This is a genomic window from Methylobacterium sp. V23, assembly GCF_002917135.1.
In the GTDB taxonomy this organism is placed as follows: domain Bacteria; phylum Pseudomonadota; class Alphaproteobacteria; order Rhizobiales; family Beijerinckiaceae; genus Methylobacterium.
Map to the genome: position 1 here is coordinate 1 of NZ_PDHT01000030.1, position 18,965 is coordinate 18,965.

The following is an 18,965-nucleotide window of genomic DNA, read 5'->3' on the forward strand; positions in this document are numbered from 1 at the left end:
CCCGGACCCTTCCGCTACCTCCTCTACAAGGACGTCAACCGACACCCCGCGCTCGCCCCCATCCGGGCCCGCCGATGAACGACCGCCGGATCGTCGCCGCACCGCTGACGGCGGAGGCCTTCGCCCCGTTCGGCACCGTGATCGACAAGGACGCCGTCGCGCCGCGCTCCATGAATGCCGGCAAGGCCCGCCGCTTCCACGACCTCGCACAGGTGCGGGTGGCGGGCGAGGATGGGCATGTGGTGATCGGCTACGTGGAGGCCGAACCCTACGGGCTGCCCCTCGCCGTGAGCCTCGTGGAGCGCCACCCGCTCGGAGCACAGACCTTCCTGCCCCTGGATGCCGCGCCGTTCCTCGTGGTGGTCTGCCCCGACGAGGGCGGTCGCCCCGGCCGGCCGCACGCCTTCGTCACGGCGCCGGGGCAGGGCGTCTGCTACGGCATCGGGACATGGCACGGGGTGCTGACCCCCTTCGGCGCGCCCCAGGACTTTCTCGTGATCGACCGCGGCGGGCTCGGCACGAACCTGGAGGAATACGTGTTCGACCAGCCCTGGACGATCGAGGCCCCCGCAGCGCCCTGAGCGGCTGCGCGCCTCTGGAACGCACAGGCAGCAGGCGTGCGCCCGCTCGTCAGCGCGCCTTTGCGGCGGGGGAGGCGAGGCGGGGCGACAGGACGATCATGAGCGGCACGACGGCCAGCGCCGTCGCGGCGGCGGCCAGCATCGCGACGCGGGGTCCGGCAGCATCGCCCAACCGTCCGTAAAGCAGGGGGGCTGCCAGGGCGCTTCCGCCCAGGGTCCAGGTGTAGAAGACCGCGAAGGCCTTCTCGACCTGCCCCCCGGGCGCCAGGTCCGGCACCGTGCCGTAGAGCACGGAGGAAGTCCCGTTCAGCATGATGCCGAGGACCGGCAGGAGCGCCAGGGCCGGCCAGAGCGGGAGCACCACCACGGCCAGGATCGCCAGCGCCGTGCCGGCCTCCGTCAGGATGACAGTCCGGGTCACGCCGAACCGCTCGCCGAACCGCCCGCAGACGGCTTTGCCGAGAGCGCCCCCGATGAACACCGCCGAGAGGGCGAAGCCCACCGTGGTCAGGCCGGCGCCCTTCTCCTGAAGCAGGAACGGCAGGTAGAGCAGGAAAGCCGGGCGGGCGGCATTGTCGAGGGTGCCGATCGCCACGAGCAGCCGGAAGCCGGCGCCTCCGGTCCCGTCGGGCGTCAGGGGTCGCGGCGTCCTGGCCGGGCTCCCGTCCCGTGATGCCGGGTCACGCGGCAGCAGGCGCAGGAGGCCGAGTGCCACCGCGAGGCCCAGGGCGGCGATGAGCCAGAGCGCCGAGCGCCAGTCCATCAGCGACAGCAGCAGGCCGAGGAGGGGTGGTACGCTGGCTTTCCCGAGATCGCCCGTGAAGTTGTAGGTGCCGAGCGGCCCGCGGGCCGACCGGCCGTAGGCGCGGGTGATCACCGCCGAGGCCAGGGGATGCTGGGTGCTGCTGCCGATGCCCCCGAGCGTCAGGGCAAGGCAGAGGCCGGCGAGGCTCCCAGAGAGGCCGGCCAGCGCATAGCCCCCGGCGCTCAGCAGCGTCCCGAACACCAGCACCTGCCGCGCGCCGAAGCGCGCCGCGAGCCTGGCCGACGGCATCTGCAGGGCGGCGAGGGCCCCATTGTACAGGCTGCGCAACAGGGCGAGGGCGGCGTAGCCGAGGGCGAACTCCGCCTGCCAGACCGGCAGAAGCACGTAGATCAGGTCCGTATAGCCATCGTGCAGGGCGTGGTTCAGGCCAACGGCCGCCAGCGTCCGCTGCGCCTCCGGATGAGGCAGGGCGTCGGCGGCGGGCGCTCGACATAAGGCGCTCAGGTCCTGGGCGGACGACATGCGGGAATGATCCTCGTTTTCCGACGCAGGATCGCCCGCTCGTCCACGGCTGACAAACGTCTTATGCTGACGCTCGCGTGAGGAAACCTGACCTGTGCTGCGTCGTCTGCCGCCCCTGAATGCGCTGAAGGCCTTCGAGGCCGCCGGGCGCCATGCCAGCTTCACCCGGGCTGCCGAGGAGTTGCGCGTCACGCACGGGGCGGTGAGCCGGCACGTCCAGGCCCTGGAAGCCTGGCTCGGCCAGCCGCTGTTCGAGCGTCACAACCGTCGCGTGGTCCTGACGGAGGCGGGCGCGAGCTACCTCGCCGAGGTCGGCGCCGCCCTGGACCGCATCGCCCTGGCAACGACGCGACAGCTGGAGCGCGGACGGCCACGCTTGCTCCGCGTGAACGCCCTGGCGACCTTCACCCTGCGCTGGCTGATCCCGCGGCTCTCCGGTTTCCAGCGCGCCCATCCCACCGTAGAGGTGCGGCTGACCACTTCGAACGTGCCCTTGGCCAACCTGGCCGAGCCCTTCGACGTCGCCATCCGGGGTGGCCCCGACCTGCGGCCGAACCATATCGGACGCCCCTTTCTCACCGAGCGCCGCATCCCCGTCTGCAGTCCTGATCTGCTGCGGCGCCTGCCCCTGACCGAGGCGGGCGCGCTTCGGCAACACACGCTGCTGCACGCAGCGACGCTGCCCCAGGTCTGGCCGCAATGGCTGGAGGCCGCCGGCGTGCCGGGCCTGGAGCCGCAGGCCTCGGTGACGCTGGAGCATTTCTACCTGACGCTCCAGGCGGCCCTCGACGGCCTCGGCGTAGCAATGGGGCCCGAGCGGCTGATCGCCGACGACGTCGCGGCCGGCCGGCTGACCTGCCCCTTCGCCGGCCCCGCGCTACCGGCCCGCAGCTACTTCACCTACGTGCCGGAGGCCCGCGCGGACGATCCCGCGGTCCGCGCATTCTGCGCTTGGCTGGTCGCCGCGGCCGACCCTTGAGGCGCCGGCCCACCGCGCTCCCGGCGGGCCCCGCCCCGCCCGTCTCAGCGGGCGGTGGGAGAGGGGGCGGCCTTGCGGGCGGCCAGGGCAGCAGCCTTGCCGGCAGCCGCGTAGAGATTGAGGCGCGCATACACGCCGAAGGCCGATTCATCGTCCAGGAACCCGCCGCCCGGCCCCTGGGTCTCCGTCAGGATGGCGTTGGCCTCCGCGAGGCTGAGCGCCGGAAAGGCGGCCGTGAGCAGGTGTCCGGCCTCCGGCGCGATCCGGCCGACATCGTCCGTCGTGCCCACCCGCTGCGGATGCACGACGGGCAGGTCGTAGGTCTGTGTCGCGTCGTAGAGGGCCGCATTGGCGGAGGCATCGCGGAAGCGGCCGGTATCGGCGCGCGCGCAGGTCGCGACCGTGTCGCCGCAAGCCTCCTTCAGGAAGGCGGTCAGGTCCGTGCGGGCGGCCTCAAGGGCCGCACGATAATCGGTGAGCGTCACGGCCGTGTTCGTCCCGCGGCTCATGTCGTTGACCACCGCAGGGTTGCGCCGCATCTGGCCCACATAGGCGGGATCGTTGGCGAGGAGATGGGCGACCGCGTGCAGGGCGACGGCCCGTCCGCCGAGCACATCCATCGCGTAATGCGCCCCGATGACGATGCGGTTGGTGCCGTACTCGGCGGCGCGCGTGATCATCTGCTGGTAGCGCTCCGGCACCAGGATCGCGAGCACGACGGATTCGATATAGCCGTAGGTGGTGTGCCCGCTCGGATACGAGGGGCTGTCGAGCAGGTTCATGCGCGGGCCTCGCAGCCAGTCCAGGCTGTGGGACGGCCGGCCGAAATAGTCGATGCCGCGATAGGCGAACAGGCTCGGCAGGGTCTGGAACGGGCGGGCATCGCCGTGGACATCGCTGCCCGGCGTCCCGGCGGGTCGGTCATAGGCCTTGCCGAATACGTCCGTCGTGCCGCCGCGCTCCGTCAGGATGACGGCGGCAGCCTCCGAGACCGGCGCCTTGCCGTTGGTGGTGGCGTTCGCGAAGAAATACTTGCCCGCATTCGAATCCGACTTGGCGACGTTGTTGGTGTAGCCGAGGAGGTCGGCGACGGACGCGGCCACGTTGGTGAAGGTCTCGTCAGCGGCGTAGCGGGCCTTGGCCTGATAGAGGCCGCCGAGCTTGCTACCGAGCCCGTCGGCGAGTTCCGTCGCGTTTCCGTCGGTGATGAAGGAATCGCGCAGCGCGAGCTGACGCTGCTCGCTGAGCGGCAGCAGGAAGGGCACCTTGCCGGCACCGGCCTGAATCGTGCCCGTGACCCTCAGGTTGGCGTCGAGGGCGTCTCGTCCCGCCGCGCTCTCGCCCAGGGCGCTGACGGGCGCGAGCCCCCTGAGGGCCGTCAGGTTCTGCGCCGATTGCGCGGCGGCCGGGAGGGGCGCCAGGAGGCACAGGGCCGTCGTCCAGGATCTCAGGGTCTTCGCCATGGGGTCGTCTCCGGTGCTCGCTGTCAGGTCCGGTCCAGAGGCTCCGGAACCCTAAACTCCGAGCCCAGACGCGGCGGAATCGGGGAGCTCGGATCGGGTCATAGAAGTTGCACGTGACAGGCGGACGTCAGGAGCGTGCCCGAAGCAGTCGAGCGTTCAGGCCGATCGACCCGGGCCGATCGCGGCGTCCCGGTCCGCATCGAGCTGGAGCATCAGCTCGGCGAGCCGTGGGTCGAGCGGCTCGTCGATGACGGGCTCGTAGAGGGCTTGCAGCTGACGGCCGAGACGGAGCCGGGTGGCCTCGTTCAAGGTCGGCAGGGTTATCTCATCGGGACGGCGATGCCGTTCGTGCTCAAGATCGCTGGCCATGAGCCTCATGTGGCGGACGAACGGCTGCCGGCAATGGGTGCGGCCGTCCCCAACCACAGCCTTTCGCGCCCTCGCTTGCCCCTCGCTGACCCGTTCGGCGCCGGAACACGTTGATCCTGCATCCGGTTGGACGCTGACGACGAGCGGAAGAATTACCCGTCAAAAGGAGTCATCCATGAAAATCAGTCTCGCCTGTACGGCCGGCCTCGCCCTGGGTCTTATCGCCCTCGGGGGTCAGGCGGATGCCAAGGGCTGCATCAAGGGCGCGGTCGTCGGCGGCGTCGCTGGGCACATGGCCGGGCATGGAAAGATGGGCGCCGCCGCCGGCTGCGCCATCGGGCACAGCAAGGCGAACAAGAAGGACCAGCAGTCGAGCGGAGGTCAGCAACAGCCGCAACAGAACTGAGGCCTTGAAGCCCCTCCCGCGGCGGCAGCTCCGAACGTGGGTGGGACTGGAGACGCAGGCCTGCCTCCTTTGGGACAGGCCTCCTCTTCGAGTCAGGTTGCTTCGAGCCAGTTTTCTCCGGGCAAAAATTCTCGAAAATGCCTCTGCGCATCCACGAGGAAGCTACGGAAGGCTTTGTCAAACAAGACTTGGTCGAACAAGACTTGGTCGAGTAAGATTTTCTCGACCAAGTCTTGCGTGAGGGTATCGCGGGGCGATCGAAGTTCAGGGAACAGGGCCTTCAGAAAACCGGTTCCCGAGGACGTGCCCTGAGCTGCGTGTCGCTGCCAGGGTGTCCCCCTTTCCCTTGGAGTCCCTCGATGCATCGTCGCGATTTTCTCTTCAGCATGCTGACGGCCACGGCGGCCCTGGCGGTGACCCGCACGGCGGTCGCGCAGCCGACGCCCGCCGGTGCCATCCCGACCCCCGTCTACCTGAACATGGCGACCAAGGGCGGCCTGTTCCTCGAGAACACGGCGCGGGATGCCTTCGACAAGACCCAGAATCCACGCGTCAAGAAGTTCTCCCGGGCCGAGGTGGTCGAGCAGGTGAACCTCTCGAAGAAGCTCGCGCCCTATACCGGTGGTATGGCGGCCGCGGCGGCCGGCGGACCGGGCGGCCTGATCGGTGGCCTCGTCACGGCACCCCTTGCCGTCGCCGGCGGCGTCGCGGGGGCGACGGTGGGTGCAGTGGGCGGTGTCCTCGGCGCGCCCCCGCCCGGCGGCATGACCTCGGACGAGCAGAAGGCGCAAATCCTGTCGCAGCTTTCCGGGATGCAGCCAGGGCCGCAATACGACGCAGCCTTCGTCAACGCCTCGCTGCAGGGCCACCAGGAGGCCTACGCAATCCATGGCGGCTACGCGGAGACCGGGGAAGATCCCCAGTTGCGCCGCATCGCCCGGGGCGCCATCCCGCTGATCCAACTCCACATCTCCCAGCTCACGAAGATGCAGGGCATGATGGGCGGCCGGGCCGGCTGAGCCCAGCGCGCGCCCGGGCATCTTCCGGGCGCGCGGAACGCTGCGCACTCCCGGAGGCGCCGGCTACCCAGGGCCGGCGCCGTGCGCTAGCCTTCCTGCATCGCATTGGCCCGGCACCGGCGGGCCGGGCGAGGGGAGGCGGCATGAGCGGGACGACCAAAGCGCAAGCTGGCCTCTCCACCCCCCGCGGCCGTCCCCATCGAGGACACGAGCCTCACCGGGTTCTACGCCGACATGACGACGCCCGAGCGGCGCACCTTCTGGGCCTGCGCGGCCGGGTGGGCCCTCGATGGCATGGACTTCATGATCTATCCCCTGGTGATCGGGACGATCATCAAGCTCTGGAACGTCGATGCCGGGACGGCGGGTCTCGCCGGTACGGTGACGCTCCTCGCCTCAGCCCTCGGGGGCTGGGGCGCAGGGTACCTCGCCGATCGGATCGGTCGCGTCCGCACGCTGCAGTTCACCATCCTGTGGTTCTCGTTCTTCTCCCTGCTCTGTGCCTTCGTCCAGGACTTCAACCAGCTCCTGATCTGCCGCGCCCTTTTCGGGCTCGGCTTCGGTGGCGAGTGGGCGGCGGGGGCAGTGCTCATGGGCGAGACGATCCGCGCCCAGTACCGCGGCCGGGCCGTCGGCTCGGTGCAGTCGGGCTGGGCGGTGGGCTGGGGGCTGGCCGTGCTGGCGCAGGCCGCGCTGTTCTCCCTTCTGCCGGCCGAGCAGGCCTGGCGTTGGATGTTCGCCCTCGGCGCCCTGCCAGCGCTGCTCGTGTTCTACCTGCGGGCCTATGTCGAGGAGCCGGCGGTAGCCGCTGAGGCCCGGGCGCGGGCGGCGGCCGCCAGGGACCGGCCGGCCCTCTGGGAGATCTTCTCCGGCCCGATCCTGAGGACGACGGTGCTGGCTTCCCTGGTGGCGACCGGATGCCAGGGCGGCTACTACGCCATTACCTTCTGGGTGCCGCGCTTCCTGACTACGGAGCGCAAGCTCTCGATCGTCTCCTCGACCGGATACCTCGCCGCGCTGATCGCAGGCTCCTTCGCAGGCTACCTCGCCGGCGCCTGGTTCGCCGACCGATACGGGCGCCGTACCCTGTTCCTGGTCTTCTCGCTCGGAGCCATCGCGGTCATCCTCGTCTATACCCAAGTGGCGCTCTCGAACGAGCTGCTATGGGTCCTCGGGTTCCCCCTCGGCTTCTTCGCCTCCGGCTACTTCTCCGGCATGGGGGCCTTCCTCACTGAGCTCTACCCGACGCGACTGCGCGGCTCGGGACAGGGATTCTGCTACAACTTTGGCCGCGGCGTCGGCGCCCTGTTTCCCTTCCTGGTCGGTGCCCTGTGGCAGACCACGACCCTCGCCAACGCGATCTGCCTGTTCGCGGTGGGTGCCTACATTCTCTTCTTCGCGGCCGCCTACGCGCTGCCGGAAACCCGGGGCCGCGTTCTCCATGCCGATGCGTGAAGCCGTTCCCTCCGTCGACGAGGCGCCCGCCTGCCCTGGGCCGCAGCCGCACCCACGTGGGCCGACCCGCTACGCCGTTCCGCCAGGGGCCGTCGACACCCACGCCCACGTCATCGGACTCCCGCCGAACGATCCCTTCGTCCGGCCGCGCAGCTACACGCCGCCGGCCGCCGCCGCGCCGGATTACCTGGCGATGCTCGATGCGACCGGGATGGCCTACGGCGTCCTCGTCCAGGTCAGCGTGCACGGCACGGACAATCGCCTCCTCCTCGAGACCCTGCGGGCGCATCGCCAGCGCCTGCGCGGCGTCGCGGTGATTCCCCTCGGCCTGCCCGACCGGGCGCTCGCCGCACTCCAAGAGGCCGGCGTGACGGCGCTCCGTCTCAACGTGCTCTTCGGCGGCGGCGTCGGTCTCGCCGACGTCGAGGCCTACGGGCAGCTCGCCCGCGAGATGGGCTGGCACCTGCAGTTCCTCCTCGACGCGCGCGACCTGCCGCCGGTGGCCACCCGTCTGTCGCGGCTGCCGGTGCCGGTGGTCATCGATCACATGGGCCATCTCCCCACCTCCGCCGGCCTCGACGATCCGGGCTTCCGCTCCCTCGTCGACCTCGTGCGCGACGGCGCCTGGGTGAAGCTCCAGGGCGCGTTCCGCACCTCTACGGCGGGGCCGCCCTACGCCGACACGGTCCCGTTCGCGCGGGCCCTGAACGAGGCCGCACCGGATCGCTGCCTCTGGGGCTCGGACTGGCCGCACGTAGCGACCTGGGGGCCGATGCCCGCCATCGGCGACTTGCTCGACCTGATGGCGGACTGGATTCCGGACCCGGAGCGACGGCGAAAGCTCTTCGTCGACAACCCGCACAGGCTCTACGGCTTCCCGCCAGGGCTTCGTTAAGGCTCTGTGCAGGACAGGCGGATTATGGTCCGGTCATGCGCTACATCCCGGCCGCCGGCCTGCTCCTCTGCGTCTCGCTCCACGCCTCGGCCGTGGCGGCTGGACCACTTGATAGCCTGATGGGTGCGCCCGACACGCCCGGCGTGGTCACCGGCGGCACCTTCGGACCGAGTGGCAATGACTATTACGGTGACATGCGCCTGCGGCGCCCGGCTTCCGGGCCACGCGCGACCCAATACGCCAGGGTCAAGCCGCGCCACACCAAGGTCGACAAACCGTTTCCGAAATCCTGACGCGGACACAAGAAACCCGCCGCGGCCGGAGCCGGGCGGGTGGAGGTGTTCGCTTTGGGAGGAAAGCGTCTGTCCTTCCTACCGGGTCCTCCGACCGGCACCACTTCGCCGGGCGCCGGTCTGGTATGCCAGGGTGGCGCGCCGCCTCGGGCCGGGTCGTCCCCTCGCATTTCGACCTCCCATGGTCACGCCATGGTGACGATCACTCTACGGTGACAGACTTGGCGAGATTGCGGGGCTGGTCGACATCCTTCCCCATGGTCACCGCCGCGTGGTACGCCAGGAGCTGGATCGGGATGGCGTAGAGGATCGGCGCCACGGCCGGCCGGCTCGACCTCCGGCATCATCACCGTCGCCAGGGTATCCAGGCCGTGTGCGGCCGCGCCGGTGGCATCACCGATGAGGACGATCCGTCCCCCGCGCGCGGCAACCTCCTGCATGTTCGACACCGTCTTCTCGAACACCGCGTCGTGCGGCGCGATCACGATGACCGGCATCGCCTCGTCGATCAGGGCGATCGGGCCGTGCTTGAGCTCGCCCGCCGCGTAGCCCTCGGCGTGAATGTAGGAGATCTCCTTCAGTTTCAGTGCACCTTCGAGGGCGAGCGGATAGGCGGTGCCGCGGCCGAGATAGAGCACGTCGCGGGCCTTCGCGATCTCCTGGGCCAAGCCCTGGATCTCGGATTCCTGGCGCAACGCCTGCGCCATCAGGCCCGGCATGGCGATCAGCGCGTCGACGAGCCGGCGCTCCTCGGCCGCGTCCAGATGCCCCCGGGCGCGGCCCGCCGCGATGGCGAGGCACAGGAGCGTCGTCAGCTGTCAGGTGAAGGCCTTGGTGGAGGCGACACCGATCTCGGGTCCGGCGAAGGTCGGCAGCACCGCATCCGATTCCCGCGCCATGGTCGAGGTCGGCACGTTGAGGACCGCCAGGATGTGCTGGCCCTGGGCGCGGGCGTAGCGCAGGGAGGCGAGGGTGTCGGCGGTCTCGCCCGATTGCGAGATCACCAGGGCGGCCTCGCCCGGGCTCAGCGGAGCCTCGCGGTAGCGGAACTCGGAGGCGACGTCGATCTCGACCGGCAGTCGGGCCAGGCATTCGAACCAGTACTTGGCCACGAGGCCTGCATAGTAGGCCGTGCCGCAGGCGGTGATGGACAGGCGCGTCAGGTCGGCGAAGGCGAACGGCAGCGTCACGGGAAGCCGGACTCGGCTCGCCGCGAGGTCGATGTAATGGGCCAGGGTCCGGCCCACCACTTCGGGTTGCTCGTGGATCTCCTTGGCCATGAAAATGCGAAGTGTTCCCCGAAGTCCTGACCTTTGAAGATCGCCGCAACCCTGACGCATCGCACGGCCTGTGATGGCGCGCTCACGCCAGCCCGAGTGGTGCCTTCGCCTCTCCCGGGCCACTCTGTGCCCCCTCGGGCGTTCGACGAGTGCGATCGGATGCGGTGGGGCCGGGGCGGCGCCGGGACCCTCGAGGTTCCTCAGGCGATCCCAGCGAACGCTGGGTGCTTGGGAAGGGGCCGCGTCGTAGCGGCCCCTCAGACCGGGGCCGTCGTGTCGCGAAGGGCGCGGTCCGCGGCGAGGAAGGCTTCGACCGCGTCCGACATCGGCGGCGCTTCGGCCGCGATGCCGATCGCCGCGAGCAGGGTTCGCATCGGCACGTAGCTGCGCCGCCGGCGGTCATAGAGCCCGGCCTGAACCAGCGCGATGGCCGCGACCGTGCAGGTCTCCCGGACCACCATCCGGTGCTCGATGACGAAGCGGGTCTCGTCCCAATGCCAGAAGGGTCTCCAGGTCGAAAGTCTGGAACGGCCGGAGTTCGCGGCGAAAGCGGATCTGGCCGGCGCTGACCACCGGGGTCCAGCGCTGGCGCAGCACCGCGCGCCACAGGCCGGAGCCGAGCATGAGGTCGGTGCGGCCGAGATCCATCAGAGTCCAGTAGCGCCCGTTGTTCAGGTGCAGCGACGTGTCGAGGTCGTGGGGCCAGACCCGGAAGCCGAGGCGCGAGACCCCGAAGGGCGGGGCGAGCTTCGGTCGCCGCCACGCGGTCGCGATGAGCCAGAGGAGGCGCAGCCAGAGAGTCATGGGCGTCCCGGAACGGAGCCTCGGATCGGGGCTCTCGGCAGCGCCCGGATTGGCAGAACCCCGACGCCCGCACCAGCCTCCGACGGGAGTCGGGTGATCGTGGTTGCGCCGCCGCTCCCGAACTCGTCGCCGTCCGCGCCGGGCGGAGGCCGAACCATCGCCCCCGGGGCCGGTTCTCCGGGCATTCGAACACGGACGCCGCTTCCTGCCACAGCGCTGAGGATCGCCCTTCGCGCCGATCAGCCATCGCCGGGCTGGTCCGCCGGGCCGTCCGGCACTGTAGTCTCACCGGAGCCCCGGGTGCGGTCCGCGCCGGTGGGGTCGGTGAGAGGAATGGACATGCTGGCCCCGACGCTCCTGCGGCGCCTCGATCCGACGACGCTGCGCCTGTTCGTGGCGATGTGCGAAGACGGCACCCTGACCCAGGCGGCCCGGCGGGCGGCGATCGCCCCCTCCGCCGTCAGCAAGCGCCTGGTCGAGCTGGAGCAGAGCCTCGGCGTCCAGCTGATGACGCGGCATGCGCGGGGCATGGTGATGACCCCGGCCGGGGAGACCCTGCTGCATCACGCCCGGCGCATGCTGCACGACGTCGAGCAGATCGTGGCGGAGCTTGCCGAGCACGCCAAGGGCGTCCGGGGCATCGTGCGGATGTTCGCCAACCTCTCGGCTATCGTGCAGTTCCTGCCCGAGGACCTGCGTGCCTTCCTGGCGCGCCAGGAGGCCATCAAGATCAGCCTGGAGGAGCGTCCGAGCGGCGGCGTGGTGGCGGGCGTCGAGGCGGGCCTGGCCGAGCTCGGCATCTGCTCCGGCAGCATCCCGGCCCGCGACCTGACCAGCGTGCTCTACCGCCGGGACAGCCTCGTCGTGGTCATGCGACACGACCACCCCCTGGCGGACCGGTCCGCGCTCGCCTTCCGGGACACCCTCGACCACGACTTCGTCGGGCTCCACGCCGAGAGCTCGATCTATGCCAGCGTGCGCGGCGAGGCCCAGAACATCGGCCGCCCCTTACGCCTGCGCGTCCACGTTCCCGGCTTCGACGCGGTCCTGCGCATGGCCCAGGCCGATATGGGGCTCGGCGTGGTGCCCCTCGGGGTCTTCGCCCTCCTGGGACGAGCCATGGACCTCGCCGCGATTCCGCTCACCGACCCGTGGGCCCAGCGCGAATTGCGCATCGTCAGCCGCCCCGGCACCCTGTCGCCAGCGGCGAACCTGCTCGTCGCCAGCCTGACCGCGGACGCCGCCTGAGCCTCGAAGCGTTCTCCGAACGCGAACGGTCATCGCCGAAAGACGGTTGGCCTTCAGCGGCCCTGCGCAGCTATCGATGGGACAAGAAGACGATCCCAGAAGACCATCGCCAACAGACCCCCGGAGGAATCGTTCATGGCCGGACCGCTCGCCGGAATCCGCGTTCTCGAACTCGGACAGCTCATCGCCGCCCCCTTCGCCGCCCGCCTGATGGCGGAGTTCGGCGCCGAGGTGATCAAGGTCGAGGCGCCGGGGGAGGGCGATCCCCTGCGCAAGTGGCGCAAGCTGCACGAGGGCACCTCCCTTTGGTGGTACCTCCAGTCCCGCAACAAGAAGTCGATCGCCGTCGACCTGAAGTCGCCGGAAGGCGTCGCGGTGGTGCGCGCCCTGGCCACCAGCGCCGACGTGGTCATCGAGAATTTCCGCCCCGGCGGCTTGGAGAAGCTCGGGCTCGGCTGGGCCGACCTCTCCGCCCTCAATCCCAACCTCGTCATGGTCCGGATCTCCGGCTACGGCCAGACCGGCCCCTATCGCGACCGGCCGGGCTTCGGCGCCATCGGCGAGGCCATGGGCGGCCTGCGCTTCACCACCGGTCATCCGGACAGCCCGCCGGCCCGCGTCGGCGTCAGCATCGGCGACACCCTGGCCTCCCTGCACGGCGTCATCGGGGCGCTGATGTCGCTCCTCCACGTCAAGACCGCCGGCGGCAAGGGCCAGGTCATCGACGTCTCGCTGGTGGAGAGCGTGTTCAACGTGATGGAGAGCCTCGTCCCCGAATACGACCTCCTCGGCGAGGTCCGTACCCGGACGGGCGGCGCCCTGCCGGGCATCACGCCCTCGAACACCTACCCGACCCAGGATGGCGGCTACGTCGTCATCGCGGGGAACAGCGACCCGATCTTCCGGCGCCTGATGCAGGCGATCGGCCGGCCCGACCTCGCCGACGACCCGGCCCTGCGCAGCAACGACGGCCGCTCGGCCCAGGCGGCAATGCTCGACGCGGCCATCGCCGATTGGTCGGGCTCGCGCAGCATCGCGGAGGCGCTGGCAACCCTGGAGGCGGCGCAGGTCCCCGCCGGGCGGATCTACTCGGTGGCCGACATCGTCGCCGACCCGCACTACCAGGCCCGCGACATGATCCTCCCGACCGAGTTGCCCGGCGGCATGGCGGTGAAGATGCCCGGCATCGTGCCCAAGCTCTCCGAGACCCCCGGGGCGGTGCTCTGGTCCGGCCCGGCCCTCGGGGCCCATACCGACGCGGTGCTGGCGGATCTCGGCTACGACGCCGCGGCGATCGCGGCCCTGCGGACCACGGGAGCGGTGGCATGAGTGGCGGCGAGACCGGCAGCCCCGGCGACGAGACGCCCCTGATCGTCCAGGAGGTTGCGCCCCGCGACGGCCTGCAGATCGAGCCGGCCTTCGTCGACACAGCCGACAAGGTCACGCTGATCGACGCCCTCTCGGCGACGGGCTTCAGCCGGATCGAGGCGACCTCGTTCGTCTCACCCAGGGCCGTCCCGGCCCTGCGCGATGCCGCCGAGGTGCTGGCCCGGATCACCCGGCGCCCGGGCACGCTCTACGTCGCCCTGGTGCCGAACCTGAAGGGCGCCGAGCGGGCACTCGCGGCCCGCGCCGACGAGCTCAACCTCGTCATGTCGGCGAGCGAGACCCACAACCGCGCCAACATGGGCCTGACCCGCGAGGCCTCCCTCGACGGCTTCGCGCGCATCGTCGCGGCGGCCCGCGGCAGCGGGGTGCGACTCAACGCGACGGTGGCTACCGCCTTCGGCTGCCCCTTCGAAGGCGCCCAGCCGCCGGAGCGGGTCCTCGGCATCGTCGAGCGCTACCGCGCCCTCGGGATCGACGGCATCACGCTGGCCGATACCACCGGCATGGCGAACCCGCGCCAGGTCGGCGACCTCGTGGCCCGGGCCCTCCGGCTCGTCCCGGTGGAGGCGCTGACGCTCCACTTCCACAACACCCGCGGCCTCGGCCTCGCCAACGTGCTGGCGGCGCGGGCGGCCGGCGCCCGGCGCTTCGATGCGGCCCTCGGTGGCCTCGGCGGTTGCCCCTTCGCCCCGGGCGCCACCGGCAACATCTGTACCGAGGACCTCGTGAGCATGGCTCACGAGATGGGCATTCCCACCGGCCTCGACCTCGACGGACTGATCACCCTGTCGCGCGGGCTGCCGGCCCTCGTGGGCCATCCCGTGCCGGGGCAGGTGGCCCAGGCCGGGCGCCCCGGCGACCTCCACCCGCCGCCGCCCGGGATCGCGGCCTGACGCTGGGGTTCGGCGCACGTCGAGCCGAACCCGCACGACGGGCCGAACCACGAGACTGCCCGAACGCAAGAACGCCGAACATGAATGACCACCCGGATAAGGGCGGCGCGCCATTGAGACGCCTCCAGGGAGAGACACCATGACCCTCGCCGCCCCGGCCGCCCTCGGCGTGCCCGCAGAGACCAGCGAAGCCGCCACCTACCGCAAGATCGCCTGGCGGCTGATGCCGCTGATCATGGTCTGCTACCTGTTCGCCTTCTTCGACCGCATCAACATCAGCTTCGCCAAGTTCCAGCTCCAGAGCGACCTCGGTTTCAGCAACACCGCCTACGGCCTCGGCGCGAGCCTGTTCGTGGTCGGCTACGTCATCTTCGAGGTGCCCTCGAACCTGATCCTGTACCGGGTCGGCGCCCGGCGCTGGATCGCCCGGATCATGATCTCCTGGGGGCTCGCCACCGCCGCCATGGTGTTCATCACCCAGGAGTGGCACTTCTACGCCCTGCGCTTCCTCATCGGCGCCATGGAGGCGGGCTTCGCCCCCGGCATCCTCTACTACCTGACCCTGTGGTTCCCGGCCTCGCGGCGGGGGCGCATCACCTCGATGCTGTTCGTGGCTTCGGCCTTCTCGGGCATCTTCGGCGCCCCGTTCTCGGGCCTGATCCTGACCTCGCTCAACGGCGTCGCGGGCCTCGCCGGATGGCAGTGGCTGTTCCTCGCCGGCGGCCTGCCCTGCCTGCTTCTCGGCGCCCTGGTGATGAGCCGCTTCGACGACCGCATCAGCGATGCCCGCTGGCTGACCGACTCCGAGAAGACCCTGGTGGCGAGCCAGATCGCCGAGGCCAACCGCGGCATCGGCGACCACTCGCTCCTGGGCGCCATCCGCAGCCCCGGCTTCCTCAAGGTCGGGCTGATCTACTTCCTGCTTCAGATCGGCTCCTACGGCCTGAATTTCTGGGGACCGGACCTGATCCGCACCGCGAGCGGCGCCAGCACCGGGACGGTCGGGCTCCTGGCGGCGCTGCCCTACATCTGCGGGGCGATCAGCATGGTGGTGATCGGGCGGCTGTCCGACGCCTCCGGCAACCGGCCGAAATTCGTCGCCGGCCTCGCCATCGCGGCGGCTCTCGGCTTCTTCGGCGCCGGCCTGTTCGACCGGCAGATCGTGCCGTTGATGCTGGCCCTCTGCCTCGTCGGCACCGGGATCGTCGCCTCGATCCCGACCTTCTGGACCTTGCCGCCGAAGCTCGTCACCGGCGTCGGCGCCGCCGGCGGCATCGCCCTCATCAACACCCTCGGGCAGTTCGGCGGCATCGTCAGCCCGGTGATGGTGGGCTGGGTGAAGGATCTCACCGGATCGACCACCCCGGCCATCTGGGTGATCGCCGGCCTGTGCCTCACGGCCGCCGCCATCAGCCTGTTCGCCCTGCCGGCCCAGCTGCGCCGCAGCGACCGGATCGACTGACCGTCCGTCGGAGCGCCGCCTGGTCGGGGGCGCTCCGTCCGACCTCAGGCGTGCGGGACGGGGAGAGGCGCCTCGTCCGTCGCGCCGACGAAGCGACCCAGGACCCGACCAAGGACGGCGCTGAGGCTGTCCATCAGCAGGAACACCGCCGGCACGAAGACCAGCGAGAGCAGGGTCGAGACGATCAGGCCCGAGATCACCGCCACCGCCATGGGCGCGCGGAACTCGCCGCCGATGCCGAGCGCCATGGCGGAGGGCACCATGCCGGCCGCCATGGCGATGGTGGTCATCATGATGGGGCGGGCGCGCTTGCGGCCCGCATCCACGATGGCGGTGACTCGGTCGACGCCGCGGGCCATCTCCTCCACCGCGAAATCCACCAGCATGATGGCGTTCTTCGTCACCAGCCCCATCAGCATCAGGATGCCGATCACCACCGGCATCGAGATCGGCATGTTCAGGATCAGGAGGCCGAGGATCGCGCCGCCGATGGAGAGCGGCAGGGAGAACAGGATGGTCAGCGGCTGCAGGAACGAGCCGAAGAGCAGCACCAGCACGGCGTAGACCATCATGATCCCGGCGCCCATCGCCATGAGGAAGCCGGAAAACACCTCGCCCATGATCTCGGCGTCGCCCGTCTGACGAATGGTGACGCCCGGCGGCAGGGTCTTGGCCGTGGGCGTCTCCAGCGCCTGGGCGATCAGGGAGCCGAGCGCGTCGGAGCCCTCCATATTGGCCTCCACGGCCACGCGCACGACGCGGTCGTAGCGCTCGATGGCGCCGGGGCCCTGGTCGAGTTCGATGTCGGCGACGGCCGCGAGGGGCACGGCGGCGCCGTTCTTGGCCGGCACCTTGAGGTTCTCCAGGCGCGAGACCGCGCCGCGGGCGCTCTCGGGAAGCTGCACCCGGATCGGGACCTGACGGTCGGGCGCGTTGAACTTCGCCAGATTCAGGCCGATGTCGCCGATGGTGCCGACCCGGACGGTCTCGGCGATGGCGTCGGTGGAGACGCCCAGATCGGCCGCCGCCCCCTCCTTGGGCCGGATGCGGACCTCGGTGCGGTTGAGGGGGGCCGTCGACATCACCGAGACGAGGTGGGGGATCGCCGCCATGTCGCGCTGGAGCCGGGCGGCGACCTCCGCGACCACCGCGGCATCGGGGCCGCCGACCACAAGGGCGAGGTCGCGCTGGCCGCCGTCGCGCAGGGTCCAGGAGCGGATGTCGGGTTCCTGGGCGAGCAGGCCGGCGATCTCGGTCTCGATGGCGGCCTGATTGCGGGCGCGCTGGTTCTTCGGCGTCAGGTTGACGATGAGGGTGGCCAGCCGGGTCTCCTTCTTGCCGCCGGCCTGGCGGCCACCGTCGACGAAGACCGAGACCACCTCGGGCAGAGCCCGGATGCGGGCCACCACCCGGTCCGAGACCGCGACGGTGTCGGGCAGGCGGGCGCCAGGCGCGAGCTCGACCATGAACAGCGTGCGGGCATTGTCCTGCTTCGGCACGAACCCCGAGGGCAGCAGGCCGGTGGAGGCCAGGGAGCCGGCGAACAGCGCGAGGCCGACGATCAGCGTGATGACGCGGTGGCGCACCGACCAGCCGACGAGGCGGCCGTAGGCGCGCATCACCGGTCCCTCGCGCTCCTCGGCATGGCCGTGGTCGCGCAGGAAGTAGGCCGCCAGCATCGGGGTGATGAGGCGCGCCACGAGGAGCGACATGAACACCGAGACCGCGATGGTGAGTCCGAACTGCATGAAGTAGCGGCCCGCGATGCCGCCCATGAAGGAAACGGGCGCGAACACCGCGATCAGGGTCGTCGTGATGGCGATGACGGCGAGCCCGATCTCGTCGGCGCCCTCGATGGCGGCGCGGTAGGGCGATTTGCCGAGCCGCATGTGCCGGACGATGTTCTCGATCTCCACGATGGCGTCGTCGACGAGGATGCCGGTGACCAGGGTGATGGCGAGCAGGCTGATCCCGTTGAGGGTGAAGCCCATGGCGTCCATCGCCCAGAAGGTCGGGAAGACCGAGAGCGGCAGGGCGATGGCGGCGATCAGCGTCGCGCGCCAGTCGCGCAGGAACAGAAAGACCACGAGCACGGCGAGCGCCGCCCCCTCGATCAGGGTGTGCATCGCCGAATCGTAGGAGCCGATGGTGGCGGCCACCGAGGAGTCGATGGTCGCGAACTGGATGTCGGGATAGGCAGTCTTGAACTCGGCGATGCGCTTCTCGACGCCGGCCGCGACCTCTGCGTCGCTGGCACCCGAGCCCCGGGAGACCGCGAAGGCGACGACCGGCTCGCCGTTGAAGCGCGCGAAGGTGCGCGGCTCCTCGATGGAATCCTCCAGCGTCGCCAGTTCGTCGAGGCGGACCTTGCGGCCGCCCGGGAGCACGATGGAGGTCGCCTTGAGGTCGCGCAGCGAGCGCGAGGCGGCGAGCGTCCGGATCGACTGCTCGCGCCCGCCGATCTCGCCGCGCCCGCCCGCCATGTCGGCGGAGGTCAGGCGCAGCTGACGGTTCACGTCGGCCGCCGTGATGCCCAGCGCCAGCAGGCGGTCGGGGAGCAGGGTGACGCGCATCTCGCGGGCGACGCCGCCGACGCGCTCGACGCCGCCGACGCCCTTTACGCCCTGGAGCGAGCGGGCGACCTTGTCTTCCACGAACCAGGACAGCTCAGCCGGCGTCATCCCGGGCGACTTCACGCCGTAGATCAGGATCGGCAGGCCGGTGATCTCGACGCGCTGGATCACCGGCTCGTCGATGGTGCGGGGCAGGTTGATGCGGATCTTCGAGACCGCGTCCTTGACGTCGTTGACGGCCCGGTCGGTGTTCACCTCGAGGCGGAACTCCACGGTGGTGACCGAGGAGCCCTCCGTGATTGCCGAGGTGATGTGCTTGACCCCGCGCACGCCTGCGATCGAATCCTCGACCCACTTCGTCACCTGGGTCTGCAGCTCGGAGGGTGCGGCGCCCGACTGCGTGATCGTCACCGAGACGATCGGCACGTCGACATTGGGCATCCGCGTCACCGCGAGGCTGCGGAAGCTGACGAGGCCGAGCACGATCAGCACCAGGAACAGCACCAGCGGCGCGATCGGGTGGCGGATCGCCCAGGCGGAGATGTTCAGGCGCATGCGGCGACTCGAT

At 70.5% G+C, this 18,965-nt stretch carries 17 protein-coding genes and 1 pseudogene; 11 read left to right on the top strand and 7 right to left on the bottom strand.

Going from position 1 to position 18,965, the window contains the following annotated elements:
- The first annotated feature begins 74 nt into the window (after positions 1–74).
- Positions 75–581, top strand: a complete 507-nt coding sequence (locus CRT23_RS21800; protein WP_103711771.1) for an ureidoglycolate lyase — start codon at positions 75–77, stop codon at positions 579–581.
- A 49-nt stretch (positions 582–630) separates the two neighbouring features.
- Here CRT23_RS21800 and CRT23_RS21805 read toward each other — a convergent pair whose 3' ends face one another.
- Positions 631–1,869, bottom strand: coding sequence for an MFS transporter (locus CRT23_RS21805; protein ID WP_103711772.1), 1,239 nt, complete (start codon positions 1,867–1,869; stop codon positions 631–633).
- Positions 1,870–1,963: 94 nt separating this feature from the next.
- Here CRT23_RS21805 and gcvA point away from each other — a divergent pair, with 94 nt between their 5' ends.
- The gene (gene gcvA, locus CRT23_RS21810) at positions 1,964–2,848 is read left to right on the top strand and encodes a transcriptional regulator GcvA (RefSeq protein ID WP_103711773.1); all 885 of its coding nucleotides are present in this window, start codon (positions 1,964–1,966) and stop codon (positions 2,846–2,848) included.
- Between the two features lie 44 nt (positions 2,849–2,892).
- Here gcvA and CRT23_RS21815 read toward each other — a convergent pair whose 3' ends face one another.
- Together CRT23_RS21815 and CRT23_RS21820 are read right to left on the bottom strand one after the other, a co-directional pair.
- On the bottom strand, positions 2,893–4,311 hold the full coding sequence (locus CRT23_RS21815) for a phosphatase PAP2 family protein (protein ID WP_103711774.1): 1,419 nt from the start codon (positions 4,309–4,311) through the stop codon (positions 2,893–2,895).
- 156 nt (positions 4,312–4,467) lie between these two features.
- Positions 4,468–4,680, bottom strand: a complete 213-nt coding sequence (locus CRT23_RS21820; protein ID WP_103711775.1) for a hypothetical protein — start codon at positions 4,678–4,680, stop codon at positions 4,468–4,470.
- Positions 4,681–4,855: 175 nt separating this feature from the next.
- Here CRT23_RS21820 and CRT23_RS21825 point away from each other — a divergent pair, with 175 nt between their 5' ends.
- The 5 genes from CRT23_RS21825 (at position 4,856) to CRT23_RS21845 (ending at position 8,748) form a co-directional block, all read left to right on the top strand.
- The gene (locus CRT23_RS21825) at positions 4,856–5,086 is read left to right on the top strand and encodes a hypothetical protein (RefSeq protein WP_103711776.1); all 231 of its coding nucleotides are present in this window, start codon (positions 4,856–4,858) and stop codon (positions 5,084–5,086) included.
- 359 nt (positions 5,087–5,445) lie between these two features.
- The gene (locus CRT23_RS21830; RefSeq protein WP_103711777.1) at positions 5,446–6,105 is read left to right on the top strand and encodes a DUF4142 domain-containing protein; all 660 of its coding nucleotides are present in this window, start codon (positions 5,446–5,448) and stop codon (positions 6,103–6,105) included.
- Positions 6,106–6,339: 234 nt separating this feature from the next.
- A complete protein-coding gene (locus CRT23_RS21835; RefSeq protein WP_103711778.1) occupies positions 6,340–7,560 on the top strand; it encodes an MFS transporter in 1,221 nt (406 codons plus the stop codon).
- Positions 7,553–8,455, top strand: a complete 903-nt coding sequence (locus CRT23_RS21840; RefSeq protein WP_103711810.1) for an amidohydrolase family protein — start codon at positions 7,553–7,555, stop codon at positions 8,453–8,455. Before CRT23_RS21835 ends, CRT23_RS21840 begins: the two co-directional genes overlap by 8 nt.
- Positions 8,456–8,490: 35 nt before the next feature.
- Complete coding sequence (locus CRT23_RS21845) at positions 8,491–8,748, top strand: hypothetical protein (protein WP_103711779.1); 258 nt, start codon at positions 8,491–8,493, stop codon at positions 8,746–8,748.
- A gap of 202 nt (positions 8,749–8,950) precedes the next feature.
- Here CRT23_RS21845 and glmS read toward each other — a convergent pair.
- The 3 genes and pseudogenes from glmS to CRT23_RS21855 all read right to left on the bottom strand — a co-directional run.
- Positions 8,951–10,049, bottom strand: a pseudogene (gene glmS / locus CRT23_RS21850) (glutamine--fructose-6-phosphate transaminase (isomerizing)); the annotation flags it as partial.
- 236 nt (positions 10,050–10,285) lie between these two features.
- Positions 10,286–10,408 (bottom strand): hypothetical protein, encoded by a 123-nt coding sequence (locus CRT23_RS29785; protein WP_348628882.1) that lies wholly within the window; start codon positions 10,406–10,408, stop codon positions 10,286–10,288.
- A gap of 19 nt (positions 10,409–10,427) precedes the next feature.
- Positions 10,428–10,832: an acyl-CoA thioesterase gene (locus tag CRT23_RS21855; RefSeq protein WP_348628883.1), complete on the bottom strand. Its 405-nt coding sequence runs from the start codon at positions 10,830–10,832 to the stop codon at positions 10,428–10,430.
- 339 nt (positions 10,833–11,171) lie between these two features.
- On the opposite strand from CRT23_RS21855, the gene CRT23_RS21860 reads away from it, so the two are divergent.
- The 4 genes from CRT23_RS21860 (at position 11,172) to CRT23_RS21875 (ending at position 15,824) form a co-directional block, all read left to right on the top strand.
- On the top strand, positions 11,172–12,080 hold the full coding sequence (locus CRT23_RS21860) for a LysR family transcriptional regulator (protein WP_103711811.1): 909 nt from the start codon (positions 11,172–11,174) through the stop codon (positions 12,078–12,080).
- A 135-nt stretch (positions 12,081–12,215) separates the two neighbouring features.
- Positions 12,216–13,409 carry a CaiB/BaiF CoA-transferase family protein gene (locus tag CRT23_RS21865; RefSeq protein ID WP_103711780.1) on the top strand — a complete coding sequence of 398 codons (1,194 nt, stop codon included), beginning with the start codon at positions 12,216–12,218 and terminating at the stop codon, positions 13,407–13,409.
- The gene (locus CRT23_RS21870) at positions 13,406–14,362 is read left to right on the top strand and encodes a hydroxymethylglutaryl-CoA lyase (protein WP_103711781.1); all 957 of its coding nucleotides are present in this window, start codon (positions 13,406–13,408) and stop codon (positions 14,360–14,362) included. Before CRT23_RS21865 ends, CRT23_RS21870 begins: the two co-directional genes overlap by 4 nt.
- A 139-nt stretch (positions 14,363–14,501) precedes the next feature.
- Positions 14,502–15,824 (top strand): MFS transporter, encoded by a 1,323-nt coding sequence (locus CRT23_RS21875; RefSeq protein ID WP_103711782.1) that lies wholly within the window; start codon positions 14,502–14,504, stop codon positions 15,822–15,824.
- A gap of 44 nt (positions 15,825–15,868) precedes the next feature.
- Here CRT23_RS21875 and CRT23_RS21880 read toward each other — a convergent pair whose 3' ends face one another.
- Positions 15,869–18,952: an efflux RND transporter permease subunit gene (locus tag CRT23_RS21880; RefSeq protein ID WP_103711783.1), complete on the bottom strand. Its 3,084-nt coding sequence runs from the start codon at positions 18,950–18,952 to the stop codon at positions 15,869–15,871.
- Positions 18,953–18,965: the final 13 nt, after the last annotated feature.